This is a genomic window from Alicyclobacillus acidoterrestris, assembly GCF_022674245.1.
GTDB lineage: Bacteria > Bacillota > Bacilli > Alicyclobacillales > Alicyclobacillaceae > Alicyclobacillus > Alicyclobacillus acidoterrestris.
On sequence record NZ_CP080467.1, the window covers coordinates 2,450,523 to 2,471,485 of the forward strand.

Consider the following 20,963-nt stretch of genomic DNA (forward strand, 5'->3'; position numbering starts at 1 on the left):
CTTCAGTCGCTCTCAATCCGGCACAAGACCGTCTCGAGACCCACATGTTCTCCCTCGTGCACCAAAATCTCTCGAAGCGTCCCAGTGTATTCTGAGGGGACTTCGATAGTTACCTTGTCGGTGGTGACTTCCAATAACGGTTCATCCTGTTCAACGTGGTCACCGACCTGCTTGAGCCACGATGTGACAAGCGCCTTATCCACACTGTCGCCAAGCTGTGGCAATTTTACGTCTATCATCAGGCATTCCCCTTTGTCCTATGTACTCCATCCTCTTCAATCTACATCGAAACGCAGTCGAGGGCAACCGAATACGTCCAAGACCGAGACGAACACATCAGGCGAGGCGCAGGGGCTCTTGATAAATCTGATCCGCCTTTGCATTGCTGATATATCCGGCATCGACCATGTTTTCGAGCACGAGGCGCTGGCGCTGACGAGCTAACGTGTAATTTTTCAATGGATCATACGCCGAGGGAGCATTTGGGAGTCCCGCCAGCATCGTCAACTCTCCCTCATTGCACTGCGCTGGCGACCTTCCGAAATACGTCTCCGCCGCATTATGTAAACCGTACGCGCCATGTCCAAAGTAAATGACATTGGTATACAAGGTGAACACTTCTCGTTTCGACATCGTATCGTAGACGCCTACTGCATAGAACATTTGTTTCAACTTGCGTTGCATCGTCTTCCGTTTGGAAAGGAGCGTATTGTCAACCAACTGTTGTGTTATCGTGGATCCGCCCTCAACATATCCGTCCTTTTGGATGTCGACAACAATGCTGCGAGCGATACCGACGAGATCGATTCCGGGATCATGATTAAACCGCCGGTCCTCCGTAGCGATGATGGCTTCTCGAAACGTCGATGGAATCTCCGATGCAGTCAGTGGGTGCACGTGATTGGATACTTCTATTGTACTTGCCGCGACTCGAACCTTTTTAGCAATCGGAAACACTTTGTGAAAATACAGGTTCATCGCACCCAAGCAAACCGCTACGAAGAATGCGAGACCGAATATGAATTTCATCAGCCGAAACATCGAACGCCACCTTCGCATTGACGAATGAATAGAACGTTTTACGAAGAGCCTTTGGTTTTTCGAAGTGCGTTATGCACGAGTGCCAAAATCCCACGTCTCGCGAGAAGCCCGACAAACTGACCAGCATCATCCTCGACGCATAAGAAAGGCGCGTCAATACTCATTTGCAACGCCCGAATAAATGATTGATCCTGGCGAATCCGAGGGACATCGACATTCATCACGTCTTGCACCAAAAAATCTGACAAGGCATCGAACTCTATTCGCTCAAGACCCAGGATTCGGTCGAGAATCATCGTTTTGCTGATTATGCCAGCGACCACGCCAGAACTCGCGACCACTGGAATGGCTGAATATCCGGCTTTGATGAGAACGAGCAGCGCATGTTCCGCGGAGTGCGCTGGGTGGACACAGGCGACATCCTCCGCAGCGATGATCATGCGAGCCACCTCATCGTCCCGTAATGTCAAGGCTTCAATAGATTGCATAGAATCTCTGGATGACTCCTTTCGTCACACGCCCGTGCAGCCTGGACGTGGCAGTGCAACACGAAACAAGAGATTTTATCGTACTGCGTGTAAACCCCGACCCCATTCTCTATCCACGCTTTCTGCGCGGTACGCGCAACACGTGTATTTTACCATGAAACTTCACGCCTTGATAAACAACGCAAGCCGCGTCGCACGTCCGTTTTATCCATCGAAAAACGGGCAACTGAACGGTAAAGTTCGCGCTGCACAGGGCAAGCTACGGTACAGGGGGGAAACCACATGTACCGTATGCTATGCGCCTTGTCGGCGGCGATATCTGTCTTGACCGCGTGCATACCCGCAGACGCGGCAAAAACCAAAGACCGATTTTATTTCGAGCGGCTAGGTTACGCGCATTGGCAGGTACCGACATATCGAAAAATCGTCGCATTGACGTTCGACGATGGTCCAGATCTTAAATATACACCACAAATTCTCCAATTACTTACGAATTACGGAGATCGCGCTACATTTTTCCTCATCGGTAAGAAAGCCGAGCAATATCCGGATGTCGTACGGCAAACGGCACTTCTCGGAAACGAACTGGGCAACCATACCTTTTCACATGCGAATATTGCCCATCTCAGTACGGCCGATCTCACCAAGGAATTAGATGAAGGCAAATCGGCGATTGAACGAATCACAGGGCAGCGGTGCGTGTACTTTCGCCCGCCGCGCGGATATTACGATGAGCCGTCGGTGCTTACAGCCTATCGACGCGGATACTCCGTCATTATGTGGTCGTGGGATGAAGACAGTCGCGATTGGGCGGGCCCAAGCGCCGCCACGATTGCCCATTCGGTCCTCAATCACCTGCATCCCGGGGATATTATTCTCTTACATGACGGTACGGCCAACAGCAAACAGACTGTCGCGGCGCTTCGTATCATACTTCCTGAGCTTCATCGACGAGGCTACCAATCTGTCACCGTGACCGACTTGCTTCGTTCTGCAGACGAGACGGACTTTTACGCGAAATAATGCATCAGTCCATCACTTGGCCTTTTGATACATAAACGGCGCCACGGGCGATAAGCTGCCCAAATTCATGCCAAGGAACTGTTCCGTACTGCCAACAAACAAAATGCCGCCTGGATTTAATGCGCTGCAAAATCGCTCGAGAATTTGTTGTTTAGTCTGGTCTGTAAAATAAATCAGCACATTTCGGCATACGATTAAGTCGAGTCCTTGCGGGTAATCGTCAACGAGCAAATTATGCTTCACAAATTGAACCTGTTTGCGAACCTGTTCGCGAATTCGGTACATGTCAGCTTCCCGCAAAAAATAGCGGTCAAGGAGGTTCTGATCGATACCTCGTATTTGGGGCTCAGCATAAATGCCTTCTTCAGCGCGTTGTAACACGCGCTCGTCGATATCTGTCGCTAGAATTGGGTGCTGATGAAGGCCGAGCTCAAGCAGCAACATGGCGAGTGAATACGGCTCTTCACCACTCGCACACGCCGCACTCCAAACCCGGGGAGATTTCCCCATTGCGGATAGAAGTGCACGCAACTGCGTCCACCGTTCCGGATTCCGAAAAAACTCGGAGACGTTAATGGTCATCTTGTCGAGCAATTCGTCCATCAGCGCACGGTTCAATTTGAGTGCTTCAATATATTCCGGAAAGGTCCGATACCCTCGCCGGTCCCTCAAATTCGTCAATCTGCGTTCCATTTGAGGGCGCTTATATCGGGTTAAATCGATTCCCGTCAACAGCCGAAACTGTTCCATAAACCATGCAAACTCGTCCATTTATACGCCTCCGTCTGGATATGTATCGCACCAAGGGGTGGTACTTTTGAAGATTGGCGCTCCAACAAACACGCCAAAAATCGGATTGGCCCTGAGTGGCGGAACCTTAAAGGCCGCCGCACACATCGGTGTTCTTGGCGCACTTGAGAAACTCGGCATACAACCCGATGTTCTCGCTGGAACCAGTGCCGGGTCACTGGTCACCGCCCTCTATGCACACGGCTACCGTTACGAACAGTTTCAGCAACTGCTCGCTACATTCCCTGGGTTGCGCTTATTCGACTATGGATTTCCACTGTGGTCTTCATTGTACACTTGGACGGTAAACCACTTGCACCGCCGTGGACCTGGTTCGGTACCCGTTGTGCCGACTGGACTCCTGCGCGGTCATCGACTAACCAAATATATCGAGCGATTGTTAGCGCATCGCCGACCGCAATTACCATTCTACATTGTCGCAACGGATTTGATTAGCGGGCGTCCAATTGTATTTGCGAGCGACTCGACCATTCGCAAAGACGCTCACGCACCATTGAAAAACATCCCTTTAGCTGTGACTGGAAGTTGTGCACTCCCTGGTATTTTCTCGCCTGTCGTACTGGATGACTTTGTCTTGGTTGACGGTGCAATGCGTCACTATGTGCCGGTGTCCGTACTACAAGACGCTGGTTGTGACAAAATTATCGCTGTGAATCTATATCGTCTACCTGCAAATTACATACCAACGACATTGGTCGACGTGCTTGCGCGCTCGTTCGACATTCTCCTTCGTGAATCCATTGACAACGATATCTCTCCAGGGCCAAAAATTTATGTATTAGAACCCGACTTAAGCGAAATCAAGTGGCGAAAATTCGCTGAAATGGCCGACTGCGTACGAATCGGCAAAACAATGGTCATTGAGCAGCGAGACGCGCTGATGGACTTTTTACAAACCCCTGTATAAACAAAAATAGCCCCTAACAGGGGCTATTTTTGTTTCGAGATGTTACGCCAACCACGCGTCGACCGCTCGGTCGTAAGAAACAGACTCGCCCTTGAACCACAAATTGATTTCACGTGCAGCACTCTCGGCTGAATCTGATCCGTGAATGATATTCATGCCAATCGTCAACCCATAGTCGCCGCGAATGGTGCCTGGTGCCGATTCAGCCGGATTCGTCTTCCCCATCAACGTGCGCGCCACGCTAATCGCATTATCCCCTTCCAGTACCATTGCAAAAACTGGTGAAGAGGTAATGAACGACACGAGATCTTTGAAAAACGGGCGTTCCTTGTGTTCCGCGTAGTGTTCTTCAGCCAGGGACTGTGGAACTTGCATCAACTTTGCGCCTACAATCTTCAGCCCCTTCTTTTCAAAACGGCTGACGATTTCACCAACCAAACCGCGTTGTACTCCGTCTGGTTTCACCATTACAAACGTCTTTTCGACTGCCACAAAAGCCACTCCTTTAGCTGTGATTGCCAGCGCTATTGTACGAGACTTGACGGTCATTGCGCAAGCTAGAATGAGCGCTCAGCGACAAATTGCGTCAAAACGGATAACTCCTTCTGCACCCGCTCGTCACTTACCCTCGTCAAAACCGTCAACGCCTTGTCTAAATAACGTTGTGCAAGAGACCGGGCCACGTGCAACCCCTGCGTATCCAAAACAAGGGAAACCGCCTCAAGCACATCATCTTGGTTCATTCCCTCGTGAATTAAACCGCGCAACCGACGTCCCACGTTTGGCGTTTGCGCCGCGACTAAAGCCGGCAGCGTGAGATTGCCTTGGCGCAAATCGCCGCCGACAGGCTTGCCGACCACCTCTTGGCTGCCCACAAAGTCAAGAATGTCGTCGACAATCTGAAAGGCCATACCCGTATAATGGCCAAACAGGCGCAATGCGGATATATCTTGTTCACTCGCTGCACTCATGCGCGCGCCCAGCGCACAACTCAGCGCAATCAACAAGGCCGTTTTGCGCTCAATTCTCCGCAAATAGGTCTTAATCGATTGATCCCAATTGTAGAAGTCGCGAATTTGCTCAATTTCACCCTGACATAGCCGCACCATTCCAAGCGACATCTCGCGATGCACTTCTGGATTGTCCACCTCAGCCAAGAGTTGAATCGCACGAGCAAATAAAAAATCGCCTGTATACATTGCAGCAAGGTTCCCGTACTCACTCCGAACAGTAGGCCGACCCCGCCGTAACGCAGCCTGGTCGATGACGTCGTCATGCACCAACGTGGCCATGTGAGTCAATTCGAGTGCAGCAGCGAGTTTAGACACGCGGTCATCCGAATCCTCGTGCAATTGCTGTGTCGTGCCACAAATTAACGCAAACAGCGGTCGCAGTCGTTTCCCGCCAGCGTCTAGTAACTGCTGTGACGCCTCTGCCAATACGGTTTGCTGCGACGCCGCGCGGTCGTGCAATATGTATTCAACTTGTTCTAGCTGAGCGCGGTACCTCTGATAAACACTATGAAAGTCCAACCGGGTCACGCCTCTCATTCAAGGTTGTCCGAACCAGGGTCACATCGTCTCCTGTCCAGGCAGCGCCTTGTACCCAATGTGGAGCGCCGCAATGCCCATAGTCAGTGGATAGCTCTTGACCTTCGTCATCCCTAAATCCACAAACATTTGTTCCAGTTGATGACGATTTGGAAAGTCGATGAGCGACTCCGGCAGCCATGAATAAGGTGCATCGTCTTTGACCACAAGCGAGCCGATGCGCGGCAGTACCTTATAAAAATAAAAGTAGTACAAACGCCGAAACAGAGCCGAATCCGGTTTGGACAATTCGAGCGAAACGACCACGCCGCCCGGCTTCACCACTCGCAGCATCTCCTGTAAACATTTCTCTACACTTGGCATGTTGCGCAACGCAAATCCCACGGTCGCAATGTCAAATTGATTGTCCTCAAATGGCAAATCCATCGCGTTGCCATGAATAAAGTCGATTCTGTCTCGCTCTGGGCAGGTAGCCAACCGCTCCTGTGCGACTTCTAGCATCGCCTCTGTAAAATCGAGGCCCGTTACATGGCCTTTAGGCCCCAATCGCTTTGCCATGGAAAACGTCCACGCACCAGTTCCCGCTGCGACGTCGAGAATTTTCGAATCGCGCCGCAACGGCAACTGCCGCATGGCAAAATGGCGCCACAAACGATGTTGCTGAAAACTCAAGACGGAGTTCATCACATCGTATCGGCGCGCAATTTTAGAAAACACTTCATGAACATGTTCGGCCTTGTCACCCTGCATCCTTAGTGCTTCCCCTCCGCCCAACTCAAGTGCTCGACTGTCTGTTGAATGGGCTGAAAATACTCAACCAAAAAGTTGTACAAGGGGCCGACTAACGCGGTTGCCGGCATTGTGCCCACTCGCTGCATGGAATCGGACAGCCACTCCGATGCTTGACGAACCGTAAAATTATGGTTTGGCCGGCGTGCAAGCAATTCATTTCGCACAATATGTGCCTGTACAAGTGACTCAATGTGTGTGGTCCAAGCCCCAGTTTCACCAAGATAATGGTTGGCGAGCGCCGTCAGCAATTGTCCCTGCGCAATTCCCGTCAGTCTCATGTACTCTTGTGATGAAAGTCGATTCCCCTCAGTGGAAATCGTCATTTTCGCCTCGTTCACCCGAGCCACCGCATCACAAAGTGCGTACATCAACGCACTGTCACTCAGCTGAGCCAGTAGAAAATAGTACTTGCTACTGTCGTAATCCCCGGCCAGTACAACAAGTCCTTGCTTTTCTGCAGACGAGGTATCCACATCGTCGTGAATGGACAACCCCTGCTCGAGTACCAACACAGCGGTTAAAACCTGTTCCATCTCAGACTCGGACACATCTGCCGCTGACAGAATCGCGTACCCGACATCGAAATGAAACCGACTGACGGATTGACGTATTTGGCTTTTAAGCAAATACTCATGCTGCATATGTTTCAGTGCCAGACGCTCGACACGTCGAAATAAGCTATCCTTGCAATCCGTCAAGCCCGTGTCATCTCCTTATGTATCTATCCGCCGTTCATTGTGGACACCGCTTCAGTGAGTATACCACAAAAGCCCACTTACTTTTCATTGAGCTCCCCATCGGTGCGGATGACTCCATGGGCCGTATATAATAAAGCTTTCCCACGAATCTTCATTGCAGACGTGTGTTCCGTAAACTGTGCAATCATGACCTCGTTTTTGTCCAACTTTTCGGCATGATGAAACCGCGTTTCGGGTCCGCGCGTCATCCCAATCACTTGTACGCCATTTTCGAGTGCTCGGATGACGAAATAATCTCCTAAAACAGGTGAATCAGCCATTATGTCCACCTCTATCCAGAAAAGTTCCGAAAACAACGAAAACCAGCGTGATTCACGCTGGTTCACTGGTCGGAATGCCGGGATTCGAACCCGGGACCTCTACCTCCCCAAGGTAGCGCGCTACCAGGCTGCGCCACATCCCGCTATTCACGGCGCAAGATGTATTATAGACGACTTTATCCTGCCCCGCAATGGTTTGATTCAAATTCTGCATTTTACAAAAACAGCCCCCGGTACAGGTAGTTCCCGGGGGCACCCATTTACAGAATGATTGCGATAAGACCTCCGCTGCCCTCGTTGATAATGCGCTGCAGCGTCTCTTTGAGTTTGAACTGAGCGTTTTCCGGCATAAGTGACAGCTTCCCGGAAATGCCTTCCCGGACAATCGCCGCCAACGATTTTCCGAAGATGTCGCTCTCCCAAATTTTCAGTGGATCCTTCTCGAAATCCTGCATCAGGTAACGCACGAGTTCCTCCGACTGCTTTTCTGTGCCCACAATCGGCGCGAACTCGCTCTCGACGTCCACGCGAATCATATGGATAGACGGCGCCGTCGCCTTCAAACGAACCCCGAAGCGAGAACCTTGCTTGATCAGTTCCGGCTCATCCAAGGTCATTTCCTCGAGCGCCGGCGGCGCAATTCCGTACCCGGTCAACTTGACCATGCGCAGCGCTTCCGCCACCTTGTCGTATTCGCGCTTCGCATACGTGAACTCTTTCATCATGCGCAGCAGTTGATCACGACCCGTGATTTGAACGCCGACGACTTCCGTCAATACGCGGTCGTATAATTCGTCTGGCGCGTCGAGATCGATAACGGCCACGCCCTGCCCCATATCCATGTGTGACAAACCTGCGTTCGACACGAACTCATATTCCGAGAACTGCGCGACGACCCGGTCAATATCGCGAATCCGTCGGATATCTTGAATGGTATCGCGCACGGAGTCATGAAATTGTTGGCGCAGCCAGTGTTCTTCTTCTAGCACCATCACCCAGTTTGGCAGGTTCACATTGACTTCTTTCACTGGGAATTCATAAAGTGCTTCGCGCAACACGTAGTTGATTTCGTGTGTCGTGACCGTGGCACACGACAATGCAATGACAGGTACATCGTATTTGGTCATCAGTTCATCGCGTAGATCTTGCGCCCGCGGATGCTCCGGATTGACGGAGTTGACGATGATGACAAACGGTTTGCCGAGTTCCTTTAGCTCTTCGACGACCCGTTCCTCGGCGTCCACATAGCCTTCTCTCGGAATTTCAGCGACACTGCCGTCTGTCGTCACGACAATACCGATGGTCGAGTGGTCAGCGATGACCTTTCTCGTGCCGATTTCCGCAGCTTCCTGGAACGCGACAGGTTCGTCGAACCACGGCGTCGTCACCATGCGCGGTCCCGCTTCATCTTCATATCCTCGTGCGCCTTCGACCGCATAACCAACGCAGTCGACAAGCCGAATGTTCACATCCAGCCCTTCGGCAACCCCCACCTCAACCGCTTGGTTAGGGATAAACTTTGGTTCAGTCGTCATAATGGTACGGCCTGCAGCACTTTGCGGCAACTCATCGGTTGCGCGGACCCGTTCGGACTCATCTTTGATGTTCGGCAGAACGATGAGTTCCATAAACTTTTTAATAAAGGTCGACTTGCCAGTGCGCACGGGGCCGACCACGCCGAGGTAGATGTCGCCCCCCGTTCGCTCAGCAATGTCCTTAAAGACGTCGAATTTTTCCACGCTTCTCCCTCCTCAAGATGACCGGCGTAGACTGCTACGTACGCATGCCTTGCCCCGGCCCACTGACAATCCCCGTAGACTGTCCCGGTGTCGGTGGACAGTAGAAAATATATGCGTCGAGCCCCAGGGTATGCTTGCCTATCAACTCGTCCCTGACGTTGACTATATATACGGCTTGTGGGAACAAAGTAGAACGCGCGAAAAAAAAGAGGGGGTTGTGCACCGATATATCGGTGGCGATTCGGCGGTGAAATGGAAATTGAGAATCTCCCAAAAACACAAAAACCGGCTGAACCATCCTTATCAGATGATCAACCGGCGAAAACTATCGATACTCACTCGTTGATATGTTGCTGATATTGCGATGCATCCATGAGTGCGTCCAGTTCGCTTTTGTCGCTCAGTTCGACGACGACCATCCAACCATCTTCGTAAGGGCTGGAATTGACGCGTTCAGGCGCGTCTTCTAGTCCGCCGTTCACTTCCACGACTTTGCCAGTGACAGGTGCAAACAAGTCGGAAACCGTCTTCACGGACTCTACTGTGCCGAACGTTTCGTTCACGGTCAGTTGCGTGCCCACTTCCGGCAACTCCACATAGACGATATCTCCGAGCTCGTCCTGTGCAAAATCGGTAATTCCGATGTACGCGCGGCTACCTTCCACACGTACCCATTCGTGTTCCTTAGAATATCTGAGATTGTCGGGGACGTTACTCATGGTGACCCTCCCATAACGAGACTCAATCTAAATCAACATCAGTTTAGCAAACGGACAAACATTTACCAAGCCATGATGCCAATTTTTCAGGGATATTGCCATTCATGCGCGATGATGGGTTGGCCTACGTCCTCCATCTCGTGATTCTTGTCCCGCTGCATCAGCTTGCAAACAGCTTCTTCTGCGGAACATACCCCTTCCAGCACCTGTTTCAAAACGGCCGTAATCGGGAGTTCAACCCCGACACCCTGTGCCAAGTCAAAAGCAGCAAAGGTGGTTCCAACCCCCTCCACCGCCATACCAATTCGCGCAAGCGTCTCCTCTAGTGACAATCCAGAGGCCAGCAGGCGTCCGGCGCGAAAATTTCGACTGTGCGTGCTGGTACAGGTGACAATCAAGTCGCCAATCCCGGCCAAGCCTGAGAAGGTCAATGGTGAAGCGCCGAGCGCGATGCCCAACCGCGTCATCTCCGCAAGTCCACGCGTCATCAATGCAGCTTTCGTATTGTCACCAAGCCCTAACCCGTCTGCCATTCCAACACCGAGCGCAATGATATTCTTCAGCGTCCCACCTAGCTCGACACCGACGATGTCAGCCTGTGTATAGACTCGAAACGCCGCATTCATCAGCGCATCCTGAACCATTTCCGCGGTGGACTGGCTTTTGCTCGCGACGACCACCGTGGTCGGCACTTGACGAATCACTTCTTCGGCGTGGGAAGGACCTGAAATCACGGCCAAACGCTTATCCGGATTATCTAACCTGGACGCTATGTATTCGCTGATCCGCTGGTTGTCCGGCCGAATAAACCCCTTGACGGCGTGAGCGACAAGTGCGCTCGACGATATGTATGGCAGCGCCTCGTGGAGCAACTCTGGTACAGCACGCGATGGAACCGACAAGAGGACCAGCTCTGCCCCATCTAAAGCGACTGACAAATTATCGCTGGCCAACAGTGCTGGCGACAAGGCAGCACCAGGCAGATATCGACTGTTTTCTCGGTGTGTATTCATGCCCTCGACCACCTGCTTGTCGCGTCCCCAGATAGTCGTTTCATGGCCATTTTGAGCCAGGATGTTGGCCAGCGCCGTCCCCCAGCTTCCAGCACCTAACACAGCTGCTTTCACAAGTGATCACTCGTTTTGTCGAAGAGTTTACGTTCGCTTCCCCGAAGGAGTCTCCCGATATTCTGACGGTGGCTGTAAATGGACAGCAAGGCCAGAACGATGGAAGCCCAGAGCGCCGCCTCATGCGACGGGGCCCAAACCCCCAGAAGAATTGGAATGAGAATGGCGAAAATCAAAGAGCCTAGCGAGACGTAGCGCGTCAGAGCAATGACCACCAGACAAAGAATGCCCGCTATGATAGTCATCAGCGGAGCCATCCACAGCAACACGCCGATGGTGGTTGCGATGCCCTTGCCGCCGCGAAATCCAAAATAAATGGGCCAATTGTGACCGACAACCACCGCAATGGCACTGAGTGCAAGTGCCACTGGATTGGCGTGCGCGAGCGCAGAGACAATTGAGAGGGCAATCATCCCTTTCAGCGCATCAATCACGAGAACTGCAATTCCCCACTTCGTGCCCAACACACGCGACGTGTTCGTCGCTCCAGCGTTACCGCTCCCAAACTGCCGAATGTCTTTTCCAGACACCATCTTCACCACAATGGTCGACGTCGATATCGATCCAATGAGGTAAGCAATGATAATACTCAAAATACACCACAATACGATCACGGTTTCGTCCTCCAGCCCTCTCGCCTTAATCCTCAGACGTCTGTGAGCGAGTTCGCATGCGAATCCGTATCGGTGTCCCCACAAATCCAAACGCTTCTCGGAGTTGATTCTCCAGATACCGTTCATAGGAAAAGTGAGACAGCTCCTGGTCGTTGACGAAGATGATGAACGTTGGCGGCTTTACAGACGCCTGTGTACCATAGTACAGCTTCAACCGGCGACCTTTGGTCGACGGAGGGGCAACGGAAATCTGAGCATCGGCCAAAACGCGGTTCAACGCGGAAGTTTGTACCCGCATCACGTGGTTCTCCGCGATTTCCTTGGCGATGTGTAGAATTCTCGTAACGCGCTGTCCGGTCAACGCCGACACAAACAAGACGGGAGCCCACCGCATAAACGGAAAATGACTGCGAATCTCCTGTTCAAAACGATGCGCCGTCTTGTCGTCTTTGTCAACTATATCCCACTTATTGACGAGAAAAGCTGTCGCACAGCCTGCGTCCAGCGCATAGCCTGCAACTTTTTTATCCTGTTCGGCAATGCCCCGTTTCCCGTCGATCACGACAAAACATACGTCGGCCCGCTCAATCGCCCGCATCGCGCGCAAGACACTATAGCGTTCGATGTTCTCGTAGACCTTCCCCCGGCGCCGAACGCCCGCCGTATCGACGAGCACGTACTTTTGTCCCTCAAATTCCAACGGGGTATCGATAGCGTCTCGGGTCGTGCCAGCCACATCGCTGACCATGACTCGATTTTCGCCGACCAAGCGGTTCACCAAGCTTGACTTGCCAACGTTCGGACGACCAATAAAAGCGATGCGAATGGTGTCCTCATCCGTTTCTTCAGGCTCCGAGGGCGGAACGAGATCGACAACTGCATCCAGCAAATCGCCGGTACCGGTACCGTGCTCCGCAGAAACCGGAATGGGGTCGCCAAAACCCAAACTATAGAACTCATAGCTCTGCGCGTGATGCGAAAAATGATCTAATTTGTTGACGCCGAGTACCACCGGCTTTTTGGACCGGCGCAAAAACTCTGCGACATACTCATCCTGTACGGTCAACCCGGCCCTGCCATCGACGAGGAAGATAATGACATCGGCCTCATCAATCGCCAATTGTGCTTGGACGCGGATGAGATTTTCCATCTCATCTGACTCGTCCATCTCAATTCCACCGGTGTCTATCAAGTGGAATGTAACACCATTCCAGTCGCCTGTCGCATACAAGCGATCCCGCGTCACGCCAGGAATATCCTCCACAATCGAAAGCCGCTCACCGATAATGCGATTGAATAAAGTTGACTTTCCCACATTTGCGCGACCGACAATCGCGACGACTGGTGCAGCCATGAACGTTGTTCCCCTTTACCATAAATATGCGTCACGATTACTGAGCTTGTGCCATACTGCGCAGCGTCGCCTCATAGCGACGGCGCGGCGGCAGTGCTTGCGTATACCCCAAGGTACCAAATACCAATCCAGTACCGGTAGCCGGGACGACCGTAATATCCGTTTTCAAAGCACGTTCAATATCTTCTATCCGATAGTCGTCCAAACAGATATCGTCGTCATCCTTCAACATAATATCTGGTACGAGCACCGTATCGAGGTGCGCGACTTTACCTGCCAATTGAGCCATAATATCCGTGCCTGTCAGCAGGCCAGCTACGGAGACATTATTCCCGTAAAAGTTGTTTACTACAGGAAACACCTCATAATGCAAGCCATGCACTCCATCCAGGCGCGCCAATGATTCGCGGATGGTCTTCTCCGCTGACACACTGGTCACGATGCCCACTTTGCGGCGAGCCGTCGACAGCGTCTTTGGCGCTCGCGGAAGAGCTTCATCCATTTCGTCCAAGAACGTACGAATGACCCCTACGCCGTTTTCGGTCTGCGAAAAATCATCATAGTAGTCGCTCGGCGGCACAGGTTCATTGGCCAGCACATAAAACTCATCCGCAGCATGGACGAATGACGTGTGCAGTTCAGGGCGCAGTTTTTCTTGCCATGCGCGAATCTGATTAACGACCGTGCGCGCCTCCTCGGGTGTGCAACCACGCAGTTTATGCAACCCGCGACGGTGGCGCGTCAAGCCGACAGGTACCACGGATAGCGTCCGCACAGCTGGATAAAACGGTGCCAACTCCCGAATCGTCCTATCCAACTCCTCACCGTCGTTCCATTCCGGACACAACACAATTTGCGTATTCATTTCAATGCCGTGCTCGGCGAGATAGGCAATTTGATTGAGAATTTCGCCTGACTTCTTATTCCCAAGCATCCGCACGCGCAGCGTCGGATTGGTGGTGTGCACCGAAATATTGAGCGGTGACATTTTGAGTCGAACAATGCGTTCCAACTCACCGTCTTTCAAGTTCGTGAGCGTCACGAAATTGCCGTGCAGAAATGACAACCGGTAGTCGTCATCACGAACGTTGAGCGTCTTGCGCATCTGCCCAGGAATCTGATCAACGAAGCAAAACACACACTTATTGTGACACAAGTGCACGCGGTCCACTGTCGGATGTTCCCATTCGACACCTAAACCCTCATCATAATCTTTATCGACTTCAATTTGCCATATCTCTCCGTTGGCGCGTTTGATTTCCATATCAATCGTCTCGTCGGCGAGCGCAAACTGGAGATCTACAATATCATTAATGGTCGTCCCATTGATACGAATCAGTTCATCACCAGGCTGCAGATCAAGTTCCTCTGCCAAAGAGCCAGGTTTCACTTCTTTAATTTTTGGCATGAGAATTTGCCTCCTGATCGTTTTACATACATCTCGACATTATGCGATATAGACGGGTTCTCGTCAAATTATACAAAGTTCCGTGTATTTCGCAGGCGCCATCGACAAAAAATGTCATATATCAAGTGGTACACTTGAAACGCCAATTCCCCTTCCCAAAACCAGTTTAGCTGATACATCGCGTTGACTGTACTGTGACTCGCGAGACCCAACGCAGTCCACACGACATAACAAATACACCACGCCGGCCACACCTGCCCCGAGTTTTCAACCAACAGCACGCAGATGAGGACCATAGCCGTGATCGTCATCCAGTCGGTCGGGATACCGTACAGACGTTGAAATGGATAGATTGTGTCAAAGCGTTGCTCAAAAACAGCCGTCATCGCACCGATGACAATCATTCGCCAGTGCATGCGCAATCGCCCATCCGGCCACATGTGCAACATGGCAATGAACAACGTCAACACCACCAAACTTTGAACAGGGACGACCGATTCCAACAAGGTAACCGACAGGAGTGTGAAGAGTAAAAGGTACGTGATAAGAGATCGAAGGCGAACATGAAATCCATATCGAGGCAGCACGAGAAGAATGGCACAACAAGTAAGGGATGTTTGAAAACTCATGGCACACCTCCACCTGGAAGTGTATGGATATTCTCCGAGAATATACAACATCCCTCACCGAGTCTTGCACAGCGCATGAAAAAGGCTGTCCGATGCGCCCTGCTGGACGAACATCGGACAGCCTCCAAAGATTAGACAGATGGTCGATTTATTTTTTGAACAAGTCCCCAAACAAATCGCCCAGTGTTGCACCGGTCCCTGAAGACGGAGCTTCTACCTGGCGCTCTGGTTGGCGGCGAGGCTCGCGTCGACGATTGGAGGAAGCCGCCTCCGCTGGAGCAGCACTTGGTTCCCGCATAGACAGCGAAATCCTTCGACGATCCGGCTCGACACTCAGAATACGAACGGTGACTTCTTGACCCGGCTCCAATACATCACCAGGATGTGCCACGTGTTCGTTCGAAATTTGTGAAACGTGAACCAGCCCTTCGAGACCTGGTTGAAGTTCGACAAACGCACCGAAATCCACGACACGTTTGACCGTCCCCTGAACGACGTCACCTGCGTGGTATTGGGTCGCGTACTGTTCCCAAGGTTCTGGCTGTGCTGCCTTCATAGAAAGCGAGATACGACCAGCATCCGGGTCTACACGAAGGACGCGAACCTGTACGTGGTCGCCTTCCTTGACGACGTCGGAAGGATGATCTACGTGGCTATAGGACAGCTCGGAGATGTGTACCAATCCATCTGCGCCACCAACATCGACGAACGCACCGAAATCGGTCAAACGCTGTACGACACCTTCAACGACTTGACCTGGTTCAAGATGAGACATCAAATCGTGCGCCCGTTGTTCTTGTTCTTCTTCCAGCACCGCACGACGCGACAGGATGAGCTTGTTCTTCTCTGCATCCACTTCTACGACCTTCACGCGCAGCGTCTGCCCTTTAAACTCATTGAGGTCTTCGACAAAGCGGCGGTCGACGAGCGACGCAGGAATAAATGCCCGGACGCCAACGTCGGCGACAAGGCCGCCCTTTACGACGTCGCGAACAACCACTTCAAACGTCTCCTGGCTCTCGAGCAGTTCTTGCATCCGGTTCCACGCATCGGCCTGTTGTGCGCGGCGCTTCGACAGCGTAACTTGCCCCGACTCCATGTCCACTTTGACCACGACAGCTGTTACATTGTCGCCAACAGCAAGCACCTGCGCCGGTTCGGTGCCAGGTAGTGCAGACAGTTCCTGTGGCGAGATATGACCCTCAAAACCGTGGGAAAGCGCAACCGTCACCCCGCTATCATCAACGGCTGTTACTTCGCCGGTCACGATATCACCTTCGTGTACGGCGCCGTCGGTCAGCATTTCGCGTAAATCCTCAGACATAAAGATTTGCCTCCTGTTCCAATAGTGTCAAAAAGTATATGTGGCAACGCACAACGTGGTCATGCGTTAATTCGTGTTCGGTGAAAGCCTTCGCAGACGGAAGAGGGTCCAGGCAACTGCCACGATTAGAATGCCTAAAATCGGTAACCACAACACATCGTACTGCGGCCAAATTTCGTGCAAAAAACCAACACCGAATATCATAGTTATGACGCCAATGAGCAATAAAGTCAAATTTTTGATCTGGCGACTTGTCCTGAAATCGGCGTCTTTGCCCGGCATACTTTGGCTTAAAACCACAATGTAAAGCAAAACGCCTAAGGATACTGTAACATAAAGCACCAGTACTTGAACAATCGAGTTCAGGTCCATCATGGTTATCCGTCACGTCCATCGAGAAGTTCCTGAATTCGAACGCGCGTCAACCTGGTCAATTCTTCCGAAGACATCCCCTCTGCCGCGATGGGTTCGCCAAAACGGACGACAATCGGACGAAACAGTCGATACGGTCCGCAGATAGCTGTCGGCACCACGTACCCGCCAGATTTGCGCGCAATGGTGGCGACGCCGGGCGCAAATGGGCCTAACTCCCCCGTTTTCGACCTGTGGCCCTCGGGGAACATCAACAGACAACCACCCGATTTGACAATGTCAATGGCCGTTCGCAGCGCCTTTTTGTCAACCTGTCCGCGGCGGATCGGAAATGCTCCAAGGGCTTTAAACAGGGTGCCTAAAAGCGGGATGCGAAACAATTCAATTTTGCCCATGTATTGAATAAAACGCGGAAGGCAGATGCCAATCAGTGGTGGGTCAAGATTGCTTAGATGGTTCGATGCGACAATGATGCCATCATACATCGGAACGCGTTCCAAACCTTCTACTTTCGGCCGGTATGTAAGTTGAAAGAACAGGTATACGACATGGCGCGCCGCACGAAACATCGGCGTCTTCTTGCGTAGGTCAGGAACCTTAGCGGACATGGGCATTCTCCACCAAGCGCAAAATTTCCTCAACCACGCCATTGATGGTTTTCCCGGTGGAGTCGATTTTGACCGCGTCGTCGGCGATAGATAGAGGTGCCACCTCGCGTTCGCTATCCAACCTGTCCCGTTCAGCCATCGACTGAATCAATTCCCCAAGTGAAATATCAAATCCTTGTTCCTGGTACTCCTTCAATCGTCGCCGGGCTCGCTCTTCTACATTGGCGGTCAAAAACACCTTGACAGTCGCATGCGGCAAAACGACCGTGCCAATGTCCCGCCCGTCCATCACCACTGAGTGTGTCACCGCAAAGGCACGTTGCCACTCCGTTAAGCGAGATCTCACTTCCGGCAAGGCGGCGACGAGCGAAACTAACTTGCTCACACCCGGGTTGCGCAAGTGGGCGGTTACATCTTCTCCATCGATGTAGACCTGAAGATTCATGTCATGCCCTTCTTCGAAGCGAAAATCGTGATTGCGCAGCAAATGGGAAACAGCCGCCCCATCCGAGCAATCCACCTGCTCCTTGTTGCACAAATAGGCGACAGCACGGTACATGGCCCCTGTGTCTATGTACAAAAAATTTAGACGCTCGGCCACAAGTTTTGCGACAGTGCTTTTTCCCGCTCCTGCCGGCCCGTCGATAGCGACGCTGATTGGTGACATGCTTCTGTAACCCCTTGTTCCTTCTTCGACTTTGACTTTATCGCGCCGCAGCGCAACCATAAAAAGGCAGGCCGTCAACGACACCCTACCTCACACAAACACACTGTGTGGCCATGGTACTCACCTGCGGCTTGTTTCTCCAGCAATCGTACCACAGCAGGAGATTTCACGGCAACGGACAAAGCACCACCAGAACAAACGAAGTGCTAGATAAATTCTGCCTTCGGCAGCGATGCGTGCTTTGCTTGTCCGCCGAGCGTGACGACCTGTCCAGGAGCTGGCAACAACAGTTGATTGTCACTCGTGTTCTCCACTGTAATATTCACAGCTACGCCGGATTTATCATCAAATTCAATGAGGTCTCCATCATGAACCGTGATGCGCATCTCATTGGTCGTAAACGTCCCTAGCGATTGGCCATTGAGAAGGACTTCGACGTGACTTGCCTCTGCTGCGGAACTCGCAGACAGCGTGACGACAGCAGAAGCCGATGCAAGCGCGTGCTCCATCGCCGCCGTCGGCTGCGCGACAAATCGTCCTTCCTTGGCGTCGATGGCGGTTCGAACACTCGGGATGAGCGCAACCACCTGGACTCCGACAAGTACGGCCACGACAGCAAACGTGACGGGCATGAGCCAATCGTCAAACCATTGCGACCAATGGTGTTTTTCTCGCCCTGACGGCATGGACATCCCCTCCCATGCCTTATGCTATGCATGGTGCAAGGGAATATGCTGACTTCAGCGCTGTTGTTGCTTTAATGCGCGTTGGCGCATAAACGTGTAACGGACAATCTGCTCGCGCTCTCGCTCACGAATGTTTTCAAATGCCATTGACACGATACACTCATGGGTCTGCTCGTCTGCCGCCAGGCGCACGATACGACATCGCGCGTGTAACACATATTCGGTATACGGCAGCACCAAACTGACCTCCACGATGTCGTTTGGGCGATATGGCACCTGCCCACGCGCCTTCACCGCGAGCCCACCACCGCTGATATCGACGCTCTGCATCTGATTGCTCGTCCCATCCTCCACACGCGTCAATTGGACGGTTGTATCAATCGATACGCGGAAGAACTCGCGGCGCTGGATACGTTCCAACCCCTTCGCGACAACGGGTGAAATCAATCGCAGGGCTGGTGTTGGAATGTACGCAATGCCATGTGACTGCGCCGTGTAACGGTATATCTCATTGGCCGATGCCGCGTACTCGACAATCAGCTCGTCGTCTACGTGAATCTCCAATTCTCGCCCGGACCGCGGATTTACGGGTATGTCGATATACAGGAACTGCTCATCGATGTCTGCAACACGCGACTTGTAGGCGTCCGTGTCATGAGGTCCCAATTTGATACGAACTGTGGTACCCACTGTGGGCCTCACCGGCATGCCGCTTCCTCCCTCCATATCCTCTGCCATCCATTATACACAGAAGGCGAAAGGACAAGGGGAAGAATTACGTGAGATGATCGATTTTCACTTCCGCCCCATCGATGGCGCTTAGGACAATACAGTACGTCTCTTGCTTCATCGTTCCATAAAACGCAGCGGCCGGAATATAGTTGCGGTTCTCGTCCTGAACGATGACTTGCTTCGCCATCTTCACCTCGAAATCAGGGCTGAGGCGCTTGCGCAATTGCGTGACCGTCAATTTGGCAGCCGGTACTTTGCCGACAGGATTCGCGTATACTTGCGCGGCGTTAAAGCCGACCACGTGACCGTTATCCAGCGCGATATGCACTGAAATCGGCTGTCCAATCACCGGAATCCCATTCACGAGTGGTGCGAAGGTGAACATGGCGGCGTGATCGTACTGCATCGCATTGGTCCGCTGAACAGGCCCATACCCCTCTGCCTTCAACCACTTTGTCGCATCTGAAGCCGCCGTCGCAAAATCGTATTTACTGCTCTTGACAGGTCTATCATCGTAATACGTCAACAAATGTCCACCGTACTGACTCACCTCTGCCGAAATGTGCCGATTCTGCACATTGCCTTTGACGTTAAAATAAGCCGTCGGCGATCCGCCACGATACAACTTAGCCTGCCACCCTGTTCCGGACACACCCGCAACTTTCGCGACAGATTTGATGGCTTGGTTGGCCGTAATCTTGGGCTGCTTTTGCAGCGTCTGATTCGCGCCTGCTGTTGGCTTCGGTGCTTGTGGCAGCGGATTGTCGGCAAATGAGGCGACTTGCCGGTCAACCCGACGCAACCCATCGGTGGCAAAGCCCACCGTCTGCCCAGACTTGGCGCCTGTCGCCCAAGCGTCCACCTGATTGCCAAGCTGCGATTGAATTTGACCGAGTTGGCTGACAAATGTACCAGATTGCGCGTACAGTGTGTTGAGCGACTGCCGCACGTCCTTGTCTCCTGGGGTCTTGTCGTGTTTCATCCAGCCCTGTACTTGACTGTCGACGCGATGCAAATACGCCTGCAAGTTACTCGATGGTGTGATGTCGGATGGCAATCTGCCAAGGCTGGCTTCTGCTGCATAACACAAACGCGAGATGTCGCTCAGGTGCGTATCGAACGACGCGTGATCTTGTGTAAGCATGGATTTCGCCAATTCGGTCCGCATATCCCGAACGTCATTGACCAGGTGGTGAAACGAAGATTCATATTGCGTTTGTGCGGCACGGGCGAACGCGTCTTTCTGCTGCTTTTGATCATAACCCCAGTACCCGACCGTCGTTCCGACCGCCACGACAGCCAGAACGCCGGCCGCTACCCACGTAGCTCGGTGCAACATGGATAAAACCTCCTCA

The 20,963-nt window shown here is 52.3% G+C and carries 25 protein-coding genes and 1 tRNA gene; 2 read left to right on the top strand and 24 right to left on the bottom strand.

The window, feature by feature from the left end; genetic code table 11:
• Positions 1–2 precede the first annotated feature (2 nt).
• From K1I37_RS11715 to cbpB, 3 genes are all read right to left on the bottom strand, one after another.
• Positions 3–239 carry a biotin/lipoyl-containing protein gene (locus K1I37_RS11715; RefSeq protein ID WP_021298072.1) on the bottom strand — a complete coding sequence of 79 codons (237 nt, stop codon included), beginning with the start codon at positions 237–239 and terminating at the stop codon, positions 3–5.
• Positions 240–336: 97 nt separating this feature from the next.
• Positions 337–1,041, bottom strand: a complete 705-nt coding sequence (locus K1I37_RS11720) for a biosynthetic peptidoglycan transglycosylase (protein ID WP_021298071.1) — start codon at positions 1,039–1,041, stop codon at positions 337–339.
• Positions 1,042–1,079: 38 nt separating this feature from the next.
• A complete protein-coding gene (gene cbpB / locus K1I37_RS11725) occupies positions 1,080–1,529 on the bottom strand; it encodes a cyclic-di-AMP-binding protein CbpB (protein WP_021298070.1) in 450 nt (149 codons plus the stop codon).
• 282 nt (positions 1,530–1,811) lie between these two features.
• On the opposite strand from cbpB, the gene K1I37_RS11730 reads away from it, so the two are divergent.
• The gene (locus K1I37_RS11730; RefSeq protein WP_021298069.1) at positions 1,812–2,552 is read left to right on the top strand and encodes a polysaccharide deacetylase family protein; all 741 of its coding nucleotides are present in this window, start codon (positions 1,812–1,814) and stop codon (positions 2,550–2,552) included.
• Positions 2,553–2,564: 12 nt separating this feature from the next.
• Here the strand turns inward: K1I37_RS11730 and K1I37_RS11735 are convergent, their stop codons facing one another.
• On the bottom strand, positions 2,565–3,323 hold the full coding sequence (locus K1I37_RS11735; RefSeq protein ID WP_021298068.1) for a CheR family methyltransferase: 759 nt from the start codon (positions 3,321–3,323) through the stop codon (positions 2,565–2,567).
• Positions 3,324–3,369: 46 nt separating this feature from the next.
• Between K1I37_RS11735 and K1I37_RS11740 the strand changes: the two genes are divergently transcribed.
• Positions 3,370–4,269: a patatin-like phospholipase family protein gene (locus tag K1I37_RS11740; protein WP_021298067.1), complete on the top strand. Its 900-nt coding sequence runs from the start codon at positions 3,370–3,372 to the stop codon at positions 4,267–4,269.
• Between the two features lie 42 nt (positions 4,270–4,311).
• Here K1I37_RS11740 and ndk read toward each other — a convergent pair whose 3' ends face one another.
• The 20 genes from ndk to K1I37_RS11840 form a co-directional block, all read right to left on the bottom strand.
• On the bottom strand, positions 4,312–4,761 hold the full coding sequence (gene ndk, locus K1I37_RS11745) for a nucleoside-diphosphate kinase (RefSeq protein WP_021298066.1): 450 nt from the start codon (positions 4,759–4,761) through the stop codon (positions 4,312–4,314).
• Positions 4,762–4,826: 65 nt separating this feature from the next.
• Positions 4,827–5,801: a polyprenyl synthetase family protein gene (locus tag K1I37_RS11750; RefSeq protein WP_040441632.1), complete on the bottom strand. Its 975-nt coding sequence runs from the start codon at positions 5,799–5,801 to the stop codon at positions 4,827–4,829.
• A gap of 39 nt (positions 5,802–5,840) precedes the next feature.
• A complete protein-coding gene (locus K1I37_RS11755) occupies positions 5,841–6,569 on the bottom strand; it encodes a demethylmenaquinone methyltransferase (protein WP_021298064.1) in 729 nt (242 codons plus the stop codon).
• Positions 6,570–6,571: 2 nt separating this feature from the next.
• Complete coding sequence (locus tag K1I37_RS11760; RefSeq protein ID WP_021298063.1) at positions 6,572–7,309, bottom strand: heptaprenyl diphosphate synthase component 1; 738 nt, start codon at positions 7,307–7,309, stop codon at positions 6,572–6,574.
• Positions 7,310–7,386: 77 nt separating this feature from the next.
• The gene (gene mtrB / locus K1I37_RS11765; RefSeq protein ID WP_021298062.1) at positions 7,387–7,629 is read right to left on the bottom strand and encodes a trp RNA-binding attenuation protein MtrB; all 243 of its coding nucleotides are present in this window, start codon (positions 7,627–7,629) and stop codon (positions 7,387–7,389) included.
• A gap of 66 nt (positions 7,630–7,695) precedes the next feature.
• Positions 7,696–7,772, bottom strand: a tRNA-Pro gene (locus K1I37_RS11770).
• 117 nt (positions 7,773–7,889) lie between these two features.
• Entirely contained in the window at positions 7,890–9,368 is a 1,479-nt protein-coding gene (spoIVA, locus tag K1I37_RS11775; protein WP_021298061.1) for a stage IV sporulation protein A, read from the bottom strand.
• Positions 9,369–9,703: 335 nt separating this feature from the next.
• Positions 9,704–10,087 carry a glycine cleavage system protein GcvH gene (gene gcvH, locus K1I37_RS11780; RefSeq protein ID WP_021298060.1) on the bottom strand — a complete coding sequence of 128 codons (384 nt, stop codon included), beginning with the start codon at positions 10,085–10,087 and terminating at the stop codon, positions 9,704–9,706.
• 86 nt (positions 10,088–10,173) lie between these two features.
• Positions 10,174–11,214: an NAD(P)H-dependent glycerol-3-phosphate dehydrogenase gene (locus K1I37_RS11785; protein ID WP_021298059.1), complete on the bottom strand. Its 1,041-nt coding sequence runs from the start codon at positions 11,212–11,214 to the stop codon at positions 10,174–10,176.
• Positions 11,211–11,825, bottom strand: a complete 615-nt coding sequence (gene plsY / locus K1I37_RS11790) for a glycerol-3-phosphate 1-O-acyltransferase PlsY (RefSeq protein ID WP_031219157.1) — start codon at positions 11,823–11,825, stop codon at positions 11,211–11,213. The genes K1I37_RS11785 and plsY overlap by 4 nt, the downstream gene beginning before the upstream one ends.
• Before the next feature lie 28 nt (positions 11,826–11,853).
• Positions 11,854–13,182, bottom strand: a complete 1,329-nt coding sequence (gene der / locus K1I37_RS11795; protein ID WP_021298057.1) for a ribosome biogenesis GTPase Der — start codon at positions 13,180–13,182, stop codon at positions 11,854–11,856.
• A gap of 37 nt (positions 13,183–13,219) precedes the next feature.
• Positions 13,220–14,590: a DUF512 domain-containing protein gene (locus K1I37_RS11800; RefSeq protein WP_021298056.1), complete on the bottom strand. Its 1,371-nt coding sequence runs from the start codon at positions 14,588–14,590 to the stop codon at positions 13,220–13,222.
• Between the two features lie 68 nt (positions 14,591–14,658).
• Positions 14,659–15,219 carry a hypothetical protein gene (locus tag K1I37_RS11805; protein ID WP_021298055.1) on the bottom strand — a complete coding sequence of 187 codons (561 nt, stop codon included), beginning with the start codon at positions 15,217–15,219 and terminating at the stop codon, positions 14,659–14,661.
• Positions 15,220–15,367: 148 nt separating this feature from the next.
• Positions 15,368–16,543, bottom strand: a complete 1,176-nt coding sequence (gene rpsA / locus K1I37_RS11810; protein WP_021298054.1) for a 30S ribosomal protein S1 — start codon at positions 16,541–16,543, stop codon at positions 15,368–15,370.
• Positions 16,544–16,609: 66 nt separating this feature from the next.
• Positions 16,610–16,918, bottom strand: coding sequence for a hypothetical protein (locus K1I37_RS11815; protein ID WP_021298053.1), 309 nt, complete (start codon positions 16,916–16,918; stop codon positions 16,610–16,612).
• 2 nt (positions 16,919–16,920) lie between these two features.
• Positions 16,921–17,523 (bottom strand): lysophospholipid acyltransferase family protein, encoded by a 603-nt coding sequence (locus K1I37_RS11820; protein ID WP_021298052.1) that lies wholly within the window; start codon positions 17,521–17,523, stop codon positions 16,921–16,923.
• Positions 17,513–18,190 (bottom strand): (d)CMP kinase, encoded by a 678-nt coding sequence (gene cmk / locus K1I37_RS11825; RefSeq protein WP_021298051.1) that lies wholly within the window; start codon positions 18,188–18,190, stop codon positions 17,513–17,515. The genes K1I37_RS11820 and cmk overlap by 11 nt, the downstream gene beginning before the upstream one ends.
• A 206-nt stretch (positions 18,191–18,396) precedes the next feature.
• Positions 18,397–18,876: a hypothetical protein gene (locus K1I37_RS11830; protein WP_021298050.1), complete on the bottom strand. Its 480-nt coding sequence runs from the start codon at positions 18,874–18,876 to the stop codon at positions 18,397–18,399.
• A gap of 54 nt (positions 18,877–18,930) precedes the next feature.
• Entirely contained in the window at positions 18,931–19,584 is a 654-nt protein-coding gene (locus tag K1I37_RS11835) for a flagellar brake protein (protein ID WP_021298049.1), read from the bottom strand.
• A gap of 67 nt (positions 19,585–19,651) precedes the next feature.
• Complete coding sequence (locus K1I37_RS11840; RefSeq protein ID WP_021298048.1) at positions 19,652–20,947, bottom strand: PepSY1/2 domain-containing protein; 1,296 nt, start codon at positions 20,945–20,947, stop codon at positions 19,652–19,654.
• Positions 20,948–20,963: the final 16 nt, after the last annotated feature.